This window comes from Bacteroides sp. 3_2_5, from assembly GCF_000159855.2.
GTDB classification, from domain to species: domain Bacteria; phylum Bacteroidota; class Bacteroidia; order Bacteroidales; family Bacteroidaceae; genus Bacteroides; species Bacteroides fragilis.
Map to the genome: position 1 here is coordinate 2,074,240 of NZ_JH636044.1, position 11,543 is coordinate 2,085,782.

Consider the following 11,543-nt stretch of genomic DNA (forward strand, 5'->3'; position numbering starts at 1 on the left):
AATCTAATAATATGAAGATATTGCTATATTTCTTTGCACGTTATTTATTGGCTCCATTATTTGTAGCCGTGATGATATTTGTCTTGACCGGAATAAAAACGATCAAGAGCAAACTTAGCCTGAAGAAATTAATCATATTCATTCTTCTGGCTTCCATTGCCGTCGCTTTACCCAGCCTGTTCGGTTTCCTAAAAAACGAATACGTCTGGGGAGGCTTGACATTCACGATATTGTCCTATATCCTCCTTGGAGCATTGTTCTGCAAACTGTCAACCTCCGATTTGTTCGGAGCAATCGGTATTGGCAGTTCCCGAACAGCGGTCATTCTCACTCTAACCACAATATGCGCTTTAGGCGGATGGTGCTACTATCTGCTGTTTGAACTGATAAGCAAGCTACCTTATTCGCTATGGAACACAACAAATATCCTATGGTTTGCAATCCCATATCTGATTATGTACAGCAGAACCCTGTTCCTGGACATCCCGCACCCGATATATACCCCATGGGAATTGAGCTATGGTACCTTTGACCGGAAATATTGGGACAACATAGACAACTTCGGCTTCCGAACGGTCAAAGTCAAAATCAAACGGAATATAAAAGACCCGACATACGCTTCGTTGGTTGTCCGCCTGCCCAATGAAATATCTCTTGGGAATTGGTTCAATTGGGTTATCGAAGACCAAAACAGGCGTTTCCCCCAAAACAAGATTGAAACAGAGAAGGAAGATATGCAAATCGGATGGATGTTCTATACCTCAAAATGGTTTAACTTCCCGTTGTTCATAAGAATACTTGACCCCACTCTGACGAGTGAGAGCAATAAGATTAAGAATAATCAAACGATATATATCCGGCGTGTACAAGTAGAAACAAAAACATCATAATATATGAAAACACTAACATATTTGCCTGTAAACTGGGTCAATGGTCTGAAGCTGACCAGTCAGCATTTCTTTGCAAACCAATATTGCCAAACGGAAGCTCTCAACCGCGAAGCAGGAAGGAGTCTGACCAGTTATAACTATGGTCTTGGAGAGGTCCTTGAAGGGATAGGTGACAATCTTGAAATAGAGATTTCAGGTGATACCATGTCCACTCTCTGTGTCCGCCTGAAAAGCTGCAACGCTATCACCAAAGGCGGTCTGCCCATCGTTTATTACGACGGTTTATACGGGGATGAGAAACCCTGTGCAACCATTTCAGAATCCGGTCTGCAAGCCGAGGACAGCGAGTATATGGTACTAATATCCGTAGATCCGTATCACTTGATACCTGTCGGTGAACCGGACCCGGAAGAGGTGCCTTTGCATCACCCGTATGTCTTGCCGAGCATAAAACTCCATATCGTTCCCAAAAACCAAGTCAACAAATCTTTCTACAGCCAGAATTTTTTGCTGGTGGCAGAGGTATGCAGACAAGGGAATACCTATAAAATCAATCATCAATATATTCCACCGGTACAACATTCCGCTTGCCACGATGGGATTAAAACATTCATTTCCCAATTGGCACGTACCCTACAGTCGATAAAAGAAGACGTGAAACTCATTTACAGCAGGAATGTTGCTGACAAGCGTAGAGATACGCTTGCCAATAATACATTTGAGCTGTGTAAGGCTTTCTCGGCCTTTTACAACTCAAGAATCTTCTTTATCGAACAAATCGCCTTAGAGCAACCGCCGATATATCTTGTGCAGGCCGTGAATGAGCTTGCAAACGGTCTGAACTCCGCTCTTCAAAGTCTTTCCGAAACGGAAAGAGAACAATTGCTCCAATACTTCTATGAGTGGACCAATGTCACACCCTCTGAATTTATCACGAAGATAGAGAGCCTAACCAAGCTTATGTATGACCATACCAATATAAACCAATCATTGCAGACGGCAGGGGCATTTGTGACACTGCTCAGCAATATGTTCCACAAAATGAGTGAACTGGAATACATCGGAATGGTTCGTGAGAATATTATAGTAGGAGACGAAAGTCACGAAACAATAGAGGCTCAAAAGAAACGATCATGGTCGTTTATAGGTTGAGCGATTAAATCATAGCAAGTATGGAAGCAGAAAACAAAAAAGCTCGTTTGAAAGCGAAGCTCCGATTTACTTTGGTATTCGCTATCGCACTGATTGTGACCACAACCGGAGGTATCGTAACGATTGTGACTGCACAAAAAGGAATATCCCTTCTTGAAAGCAAGAAGGCCGAATATGACAATGTGTTCAAGAAACAGGCAGAACTTAACTTCCAGATAGAAGAATTGTTCCGGGACTTGAACAATCTGAAGACCAAGCGGCGAAATTCGAGTGAACACAAGCACATGCAAAAATTGATAACCAAAAAACGGTTATTAATGGAAAATGACATTGCAATGCAGGCCGATAAAAGCAAGTACGAAGTGTATAAAGCTATGCTTGAACAGATCCGTGTCATCCAATCATCAATGGATGACCTTGACCGCGAAAGCAAAAAGCGTGAAAGCAACATGGAGCAACTTGAAAAGTGTAGAATCAAATATCAGGAATTAACCAAGAATAAACTGACGAAGCCATGACAAAAGACGAAATGCTATGGGGAAACATCCGTTTCCTCCTGCTGCTGATTTTCTCAGTAGCCGCAATTTATATCATACTTTGCCGGTATATACTCAACGTACCGACAGAGGACAGTTCGGAGTTGATAAACGAAATCAACCATTCCGAACGCATTTTTGAAATCCAGCATACACATATGCAGCAAGCGCAGAACATCTGGAATGAGATTGACTCTCTGGACTTCAACATTCATCAAGTACAAAAGATGGACGAGGTGAAGGATGGGATTTACCAATTGCAGCATATATACAAGGAAAACAATATGAATACGAAATTCCTTTTCGGCGTGTTGTCCTCCAGAATGCTTAAATGCCAATTCGACATAAAAGAGGAATTGAACAGTCTGGTACATAACAATGCACTGATTGAACGGGATTTGGAAGAATGTAAAGCCAATTTATAAAACATTCGCAATGGATAATAAGAAAACTATAACAATCATCATATTGGGACTGGTTGCCATGGCAGGTATCCTTTTGTTTTTGTTCCTGCCTTCGAAGTCGCACCTTGCCAATATTGACTTTTATGTGTATGACACCAATGATAATTTTCATTATGAGGTCAATGAGCGGTTGGAGCTATTAGTCAACGATACGGCAGCGATTAAAGGCAAGCGGCTCATTTGGGAAATGGGAAACGGTGATACACTGATGAGAAATACGGATGTGTCATACACTTACCGTAAGGCCGGCAAATATCTTATTACTTTGAAAATAGACGGAAAACACTCCGTAAACAAGTATATCAAAGTTATCTCAGGGCTGGAGCATGAGGCCATTGATTCCATACCCCGTATAAATGGAGTGTCAGAGGGTTATCAAGGTGAAGAGCTGGTCTTTTCGGCAGAAGGCTATGGTATGGACACATGGCTATGGGAATTTGGAGAAAGCGGTACTGTGGACGCATACGAGCAGCAAGTCGTGTATTCGTATGATATTCCGGGAGAATACACCATCTCATTACAAACCAATACGACGAAATATCCGGTGAAGCACCGTATAACCATTCTCCCACGCTTTGAAAAAGCAGAGGAACTGGTCACGGTGGATTCGTTGGTACTGGTACAGAATGATATAAAAAAACACTTGCAAGCCATAGCTGACGCCAAAGTCTCACAAAAGTCGGTCTATTACGAACATACGAATTATATCCGTAACAAATATTTTTGCATTGATGCAGACCAGGTAGTGGTCGTCATCAATGATGAAAAATACAATGACTTCAACGGCTATTGTCAAGGACTGCATTTTCTTGAAAGCAACAGGAAAAAGCGTGTGAGTATTGATGATGTAAAAATTGACGATTTGAATTGCGTCAAGTCCATCCATGTGACACAAAGTTATATTGAAAAATGAAACAACTGAATCTCATACGAAATCTGTTTTCTGTGGCCGTGATGATTACTCTTGCGTGCAACGTATCTGCCCAAGTGTCCATCCGCGACAGAATACAAATAATGGATAGGGATATATTCAATTATCCGGAATTAACAGAAGCTCCTGTCAAAACAAAGAAAAGCAAGACAAACAGAATTGTCTATTCGGACAGGACTGGAAATCAAAGTTATGAAGACCCGTATTTCCAGCGTAAGCGGTCTTCACACGGGATTGGCACACCCTATTACATAGTAGGTGAAAAGAACGGAACCTACAAGCTCGTTCAGGCTGACCCAGACATTACAGGCAAGCCCAAGTCGATAATAGGTTTCCTGTATAACAGCAAGAGACACTTTAAGGAACCCCGTAAAGTCAATTATGCCGGATGGATACCATCGGAAAATGTACTGATGTACGACCATGCCCGTATCAATCCCCGCAACAACCAGCCGATAAGGTACCGTATAGGCATAAACAGCATTAACAAGCTGTTCGATATCCATCAATTCTTCAATGGAGATACCCTGAAAATATACGGAGAGCCGTTTTTGAAAACAACAACGGATGCGGTAGTTGTCAGCGGAGAGGTTGTTTACCTATACAAGTTAGACAAGAGCGGCAAATCCGCATTGATTTCCAATGTTCCCGCATTATCAGACAGTACCAAACGCTTTTTAGGGTGGGTTCCCGCTGACCTTCTTGCAGAAGTCGGCCAAAATGAGGTGTATCATATTGATTATTCACGATACCGTGATTCTTTGTTGTGTGCTGTCAACCTAATGTATCCCGATACGTTGGCATTACATAATGCGAATATTCAGGGTACGATGTTGTTCAACCTGGATGGAAACCCGGCAGGGCCTATGACGAATGGGAATATCCGGCTGAACTATCCTCTGTCCGTCTGGGACAAGAACTGGAATAAGATTATCAATATCAAAGGCGGAGACATCATGGTTTCCGATGTCCGAAAGATGGAAGCGGAAACCAAAAACGTGAACATACATGTACTGTTCAATGATGCCGACCTACCTTATCTATCCCCATATATCAATGTGCTACAGAACCTAAAGCTGAAAATGAAGCCCGAATATGACTACACTTTCTCAGCAACTTGCATATCCTCCAACGGAGAAAACAGACATTTGGCTCCAACCAAGGACTTTTCAGCCTGGCTCGACTATATCAAACAATCCATTTCTTCCAAGCGGAAAAACGAACAAGAGGAACAATCATCGTTTTACGGTTTTGGCGGGGCTATCAAACAAATCTCCCGTTATGATAACGAAAGCCGTTTCAGCAACAATGTATTTGTCATTTTAGGGTCAAAGCAAACTTTATCCTTGCACGAGCAACAACTCTCGTGGCTGGCAACCCAACCGGCAAGGCTTCTGTTTGCCCAGATAGACAGAGCATCAGGCACTTCTTATCAGGACTTCCTATTGCAGGCCAAATCTATTCTGGACAGCCATTCTACGAAATACATAGACCATATATCCAATTATATCGCAGACAGCAGACTGGTAAAGACGGAGCTGTTCAAGAACATAGAAGCTACGGATGCCAACTTATACCTGTATGATGCTCCATACAACAGCCTTACGGTAGGAGGAATCTTATTCCCTAAAGGTAGAAACAGACTGGAAAGCAACGCTTTGGAAACAGCCTTGGATTCCGTATTATGGCAATCTTTCGAGACGGACAGCCTACTGTTGCACTCACTTAAAGATTATGAGCGAAATATAGGTGTCCTAAGAAGCCGTCCCACATCCGAACTGACGCATATATTCCATCATACGGAAAATCCTGACAGTATGAGCCTTGACGATATAGATAGAAACAGCGTGAATGACACCTACTATATAAAGGCCTCCGTAGCGGACAGTATAATGGACGGGTACGAATATGGATATCTACTCGATGACAAGGAAGTGATGGAACTGCTGCAAAGCTACAGGGGACTGCTCCCGGAGTTCTCAGATAACATAGGGAAAAAGGAGCTAAGAGTGCTTCGCAAGCAATTTAACCGGCAAAAGAAAAGCATAAACAGAAGTTTCTATCGAAAAGTATTGCCCAGAAATCCATATTTGGCTCAAATCTTCTATTGTAAGACGGGAGTCATGGCCAATGACAGCCTTTTAAATTCAACAAAGGTGAAGAAACTAAAGAAAAGAAAGGTTGAACTGACGGACTTTAATAGTGGCTATACAACCTTGATTTCAAAGATGAAGAGACTGGAAGACATATATCAACGCAACCTTTTCAGACCTGTATTCATCACCGGCAAGAAATATTATTTTATTCCGAAACAATTAATACTGTAAATAAAATGGAACCAACAAGAGAACAACTACAGGCAGAGATTCTTGAAATCCTATATCAGAAGTGCCTCCAGAAGCCAATATGGGTATCTTGTGCAGAAATATTTTGGAGCATCAGCAACCTCAAGGTATCAGAACGGAGTGTCAAGGACGTTCTTGACTGGCTGGTAAAAAACGACCTTGTAATTTATCAAGCGGATAAATACCAGATTGCCAAGCGCGAATTTATGGATATATCAAGACGTAAGGCTCTTGAGAAAAAAGAGACCGAAGAAAATGCCGAAGTCCGGACTGTAGAGTATGGAACATCCATTCCGCCTCACACGATGAACCATCATCCATGGCTTGAACGAGAGTACCAACAACCTGTCGCAAAATCATCAAACACAATGTTTGCCATCATAGCATTAATAGCCTTTCTGATCAGCGGCACACTTGTTGGCATACTCCTGTTCAACAGCTTCGCAACGGAACGGCGCAATAATGCAGAACTGACATACCTTCCGGACAGCATACAGGTTCCCTCGTTACAGGTTAGCACGCCCGGATATATCCGTGACGCATATACGACCAACCGCAACTTCAAGAACATCCAAACTTCGCTGGAGACACAGCAACGGATTAATTCTGAACTTATGGATATCTGCAAGGCACAACAATCCCAGATTAATATACTGACAACTTGCTCCAAACAACAAGCGGCGGACATCGAACATTTGGAAAAGGAACGGAAGATCTACACATGGATGATTGCCCTTGCACTCCTGGTATTAAGTTCATTGCTCATCTGCCGATACGGGCGTAAGAATTAGGACATACGCAAACATTCAGACTACATAGTCAATCTGCTAACGGTATCTGCCACTTTCATGCGGTGGATATCGTTTTTATGCATTCCGGCAGCAGTTTACTTTCCGGCGGTTTCGTCCGTTCTTGATGAAACTTCTTCTACAAGTGTTATTGTACAATGCCAGGAATCAATTTAATAGCGACACATCATCAACGGGGCGTGTTTCTAATCATATAGGACAGTGGCTTTATACACGAACATTAGTTTAAAACGTGTTAAAATGAAAATAACAGCAAAAAAACGCGCTAAAAAATTTGGAAAAATGAATATAAGCACTTATATTTGCTCACATCAAAGATGATGTTTTATTTTCTTCTCTTTTTCCCACAATAAAACTGAGTCATCCGGAGGCTGAGAGGAAATTTCAAAAAATCGTTTTTGAGGTTTTCTCTTTTTTGCATCTATACCGGTTAGGGCGCAAGGACGGAGAAACCGAAGTAAAATAATTAAGTTTAACCCATTAAATCCAAGTATTATGGCATTTAGAGCATCATTGGAACTTAACAACAAGGAATTTGACGTCCTTTATTCAAACTATGAGTTTAGTCGTAACACAGACCCTAAAGGTATGCCCTCTTCAAGCGTATTGGGTGGTAGAGTAAAAGCAACCATCGAATCAACAGAAGACACTTCTGTCATCGAAGCGATGTTGAACAGCCCTTTCAAACCTGTAGAAGGAAAGATTATCTACAAAAAAACGGAGGAAGATGCCAAGATGAAGGAGATCCAGTTCAAGAACGCATACATCGTTCACTACTCGGAAACTCTGGACGCGAACAACGATGTGCCTATGACAATCACCATTACGTTCTCCGCTGAAGAAATCATCGTCGGCAGCGCAGCTCTTGACAACCGTTGGCCGAAGAAATAAATCGGCGTACATAGGTAAATCCTAAATCAAAACATTTGTCAGGCCGTCCGACGGACTTCCGCCGGGCGGCTTTGGCAATTTGGATATAAACCGTCAAATATAATGCCGCCATGCTGGAACAAAAAAAAGTCACATTGGAAATAGCCGGCATACCCATGCCGTCGTTTGTGCAGTTGATGCTCAAACAGAGCATCAATGAGCATCACTACTTTGAGATAACGCTGGATATCCAAGCCATAGAAGCCTATGGTGTGGAAATCCCGGAGGCGTCAAAAGACTGGGTTGGGAAAAAAGTAATCATGGACTTCGGCGGCACTATTTTTGTCGGCGTGGCCACCATGGTGGGACTTCATCGTTCCGGTGGAACACACGGAAATATAAAAGTGACGGGATATTCGTCAACATTCCTATTGGAGTCAGACCACACTTGTGCCTCATGGTGCAACAAATCCTTGTCTGACATCGTTAAGGAACTTACAGACAAGGCGGGAGTGCAAGCTCTTGTCAATCCAGAAACGAAATCGAAGTTGGAATACGAATGCCAGTACGAGGAAACCAACTTCAGATTCATACAACGGCTTGCCCGCCAATATCAGGAATGGCTCTACTACGACGGACAGAACCTTGTATTCGGGAAGCCACAGGCCGGCTCGACGACCAAGCTGACATACGGCGAGGAACTATCCGTGCTCGATGTCTGCTCGCAGACACTTGCCCGACCAATAAAGGGAAGTTCTTACCATTCGGTGAACGACCAGACCTATAACGGCCAATCCCCCGATACCGCAGCCGGACAAAACACATTGGGACAAGCGGCCTTTGACTCGTCATTGGCTTTGTTTACCGCTCCCGCTGTCCAACGGGCGGAGCCGCGCATAACCAATAAGGGTGAACTTGACGCCTATTTCCAACGCAGGCAGCAAAGCGACAGCGCCGCATCCAGTTTCATCACCGGGGAAAGCGATTGCCGCATCCTCACGGTGGGCAGTATCATAGATGTTCATACCGCTATCCATACAGGAATAGGTATCCACGTAAAAAATAGCATCGGCACCTATATCATTACGGAAATAACCCACGTAGCCGGTATGGGTGACAGTTACCAGAACTATTTCACCGCACTTCCGTCCTCTATTCCCACCCTTCCATGCCCGGATGTACCTCTGCCTGTCGCTCATACACAGCAGGCCGTGGTTGTCAGCAACGAGGACCCGAAAAAGTTAGGCCGCGTCCAAGTCAAGATGAACTGGCAGACCGGTCCGATGCAAACCTCGTGGATACGGGTGCTCACTCCCGACGCAGGTACAAGCGACAAAGTGGCCACAAACAGAGGATTTGTATTCATACCCGAAAAGGGAGACCAAGTCATGGTGGCATTCAGATATGATGACCCGAACCGTCCGTTTGTACTTGGCAGCTTATTCCATGGAAAGTCAGGCACCGGTGGCGGCAGTTCAAACAAAACAAAAAGCCTGACTACCCGCAGCGGTTGTACCATAACGCTTGATGATGAAAAAGGAAGCGTTATGATGAAAGATAAGGAAGGCAACAGCTATACGGCAGACGGAGAAGGAAATATCACAATATCTGCCTCTAAAAGCATCACCTTATGTGTTGGAGAAAACAAAATAATGATTGATAGCGAAGGCAATATATCATCTAATGCGGAAAAGGACATAACAGAGTCCGCGGGTGCCAATATTGCGCAATCGGCAGAAAATATTGATTGTACAGCAGGCAGCAATTATAATATCTCCAGTACTGATTTTACAGCAACCGGCAGCAGCAGTGCCACGGTCAGCGGTACAACAAAGGCTACGATAGATTCTTCCGGAACCACAGCCGTAGCCGGAACTATTGTCAAATTGAATTAACAGCATATGAGCAACGCCATACAACAAATAGCAGACAAGATGCTCTACCAATGGGAAGATGCAGTCAGGAAACCGGTCAAGTTAATCCGTATCGTCATCAATCCGGGAGACGAAAGTATGCTTGATGCTTTCTATGACTATATGCTTGCCCTTGATAGCGAAGAGGAAGATATGGTGTTCCTCATAGAACTTCCGTTCAGTTCCAGAACCGATTTCTCAAAAGATGTTGTAGGGTATATTGCACAACAAGTAGAATACTGGAATAACTCAAAGAAACCCGAAGATATTGTCTTTGAACGTGTTGATTGGATAGCTGATTATAAGTCGGAAGAAGCGGAAAACGATGCCTCCGTCGCAGTTGCCAACTTCAACAAGCTGACAGAATCCCTTGTAAAAGGGACTGATATGAAATGCAGTTTTGTCTTTAACCTAAAGAACACATACGACTATGACGGATGTCGTGAATGGTTTGAAAAGGCTCTTGCTCTGCCATTCCACAAGCAAATGGTATGGGGGATATCCGACATAAAAGACTATGAACAGTTTGGCAAACTAATGGCCAAACACTCCAATGACGCGGTGTCTATTTATCCGCCAATAGATTTAGACGGTGCAATGGAGCAACTCGCGGAACAAGCGGCGAATGAAGATAAGAGCGACCCGGCAGCCTCGAATTTCAGGCTGGCATTAATCAAACTGATGAACAGTGTGAAAAAAGGGAACGCAGCGCAAACAGAGGAATTTGCGAAGAAATGCCTCGATATTGCTCTCGAAAATGTGAAGAAAGACATTAACTGGATCAGTCAATTTGTAACCGTATATACAATTCTATATACAGACCAGATTTCCCGTAAGGACCACAAGACGGCCATGTACTTTGCCGACAAAGCCGTAGAAGCCGCTGAAATCGGGGAAGAAAAATTAGATCCCTCTTTAGCTTGCCGATTGCTCGGAAACACCTTATTGGGGAAAGCCTCCATCTATGTACGAGAGTCGCTTTGGAAAGAAGCGGCAGAGACGTACTATCGCGGTGCTGAAGCATACTCCAGATGCAACGATTACCTAATGCAAAGTGAAGCATTGAGGCTGTGTGGTTGGTGCCGGGAAAATAATTATGAGAAATCGTTAGCTGCGGAATGTTATGTGGAAGGTTTCAGACTTTCAGACAAACTTTCCATAGACCTGATAAAGAACTCCTCTTATCCTCTCCTGTTATTAAGCCTGCTAAACAGTTCGGCACGCTCCAAGCTGGTCAGTGACGATGAAATAAATGAAGTTCTGACCAAAGTGTTAGGAGATAACTGGGAGAATTATTTGTATGAGTATAAAAGAAATTTAGGAAAATACAATGGAATGGCTGACCAACATATTGCGAAATCTTGAAGGGCTGTTCACTAATGCAACCGAATATGCCTATGCGAACCCTAAAGTGGGGTACTTAGTAGTAATCTTTCTGCTATTGGTTTGGCTTGTCGGACTGATATTCGACTGGAAATGGACATACGCCAGACCCGGAAGCTGGGGAGGAAATTTCTTTCTTGACTTATTGGGTCCAACCGGATTCCGATTTTGGCTCGGTGTAATTATTGTGATTGCCATTGTTGCATCTGCCTATTTGTATTTTCGAGTTAAATAACGATAAAGACTGACA

At 43.3% G+C, this 11,543-nt stretch carries 11 protein-coding genes; all 11 read left to right on the forward strand.

Annotated elements, in window-relative coordinates; all coding sequences use genetic code 11:
* The first annotated feature begins 11 nt into the window (after nt 1–11).
* The 11 genes from BSHG_RS09595 (at nt 12) to BSHG_RS09545 (ending at nt 11,528) form a co-directional block, all read left to right on the forward strand.
* Complete coding sequence (locus BSHG_RS09595; RefSeq protein WP_004310146.1) at nt 12–890, forward strand: TssN family type VI secretion system protein; 879 nt, start codon at nt 12–14, stop codon at nt 888–890.
* 3 nt (nt 891–893) lie between these two features.
* Nucleotides 894–2,042, forward strand: a complete 1,149-nt coding sequence (locus BSHG_RS09590; RefSeq protein ID WP_004310145.1) for a hypothetical protein — start codon at nt 894–896, stop codon at nt 2,040–2,042.
* Nucleotides 2,043–2,062: 20 nt separating this feature from the next.
* Complete coding sequence (locus BSHG_RS09585; RefSeq protein ID WP_004310144.1) at nt 2,063–2,560, forward strand: type VI secretion system TssO; 498 nt, start codon at nt 2,063–2,065, stop codon at nt 2,558–2,560.
* On the forward strand, nt 2,557–3,003 hold the full coding sequence (tssO, locus tag BSHG_RS09580) for a type VI secretion system TssO (RefSeq protein WP_004310143.1): 447 nt from the start codon (nt 2,557–2,559) through the stop codon (nt 3,001–3,003). The genes BSHG_RS09585 and tssO overlap by 4 nt, the downstream gene beginning before the upstream one ends.
* Nucleotides 3,004–3,013: 10 nt before the next feature.
* Nucleotides 3,014–3,955, forward strand: a complete 942-nt coding sequence (locus BSHG_RS09575; protein WP_004310142.1) for a PKD domain-containing protein — start codon at nt 3,014–3,016, stop codon at nt 3,953–3,955.
* Entirely contained in the window at nt 3,952–6,300 is a 2,349-nt protein-coding gene (gene tssR / locus BSHG_RS09570; protein ID WP_008659499.1) for a type VI secretion system protein TssR domain-containing protein, read from the forward strand. The genes BSHG_RS09575 and tssR overlap by 4 nt, the downstream gene beginning before the upstream one ends.
* A 5-nt stretch (nt 6,301–6,305) precedes the next feature.
* Nucleotides 6,306–7,109 carry a DUF5457 domain-containing protein gene (locus BSHG_RS09565; RefSeq protein WP_004310140.1) on the forward strand — a complete coding sequence of 268 codons (804 nt, stop codon included), beginning with the start codon at nt 6,306–6,308 and terminating at the stop codon, nt 7,107–7,109.
* A 513-nt stretch (nt 7,110–7,622) separates the two neighbouring features.
* Entirely contained in the window at nt 7,623–8,018 is a 396-nt protein-coding gene (tssD, locus tag BSHG_RS09560; RefSeq protein ID WP_004310139.1) for a type VI secretion system tube protein TssD, read from the forward strand.
* A gap of 110 nt (nt 8,019–8,128) precedes the next feature.
* Entirely contained in the window at nt 8,129–9,892 is a 1,764-nt protein-coding gene (locus BSHG_RS09555; protein ID WP_004314531.1) for a type VI secretion system Vgr family protein, read from the forward strand.
* 6 nt (nt 9,893–9,898) lie between these two features.
* A complete protein-coding gene (locus BSHG_RS09550; protein ID WP_004310137.1) occupies nt 9,899–11,275 on the forward strand; it encodes a hypothetical protein in 1,377 nt (458 codons plus the stop codon).
* Nucleotides 11,241–11,528 carry an immunity 17 family protein gene (locus BSHG_RS09545; protein ID WP_004314530.1) on the forward strand — a complete coding sequence of 96 codons (288 nt, stop codon included), beginning with the start codon at nt 11,241–11,243 and terminating at the stop codon, nt 11,526–11,528. Before BSHG_RS09550 ends, BSHG_RS09545 begins: the two co-directional genes overlap by 35 nt.
* The last annotated feature ends 15 nt before the right edge of the window (nt 11,529–11,543 follow it).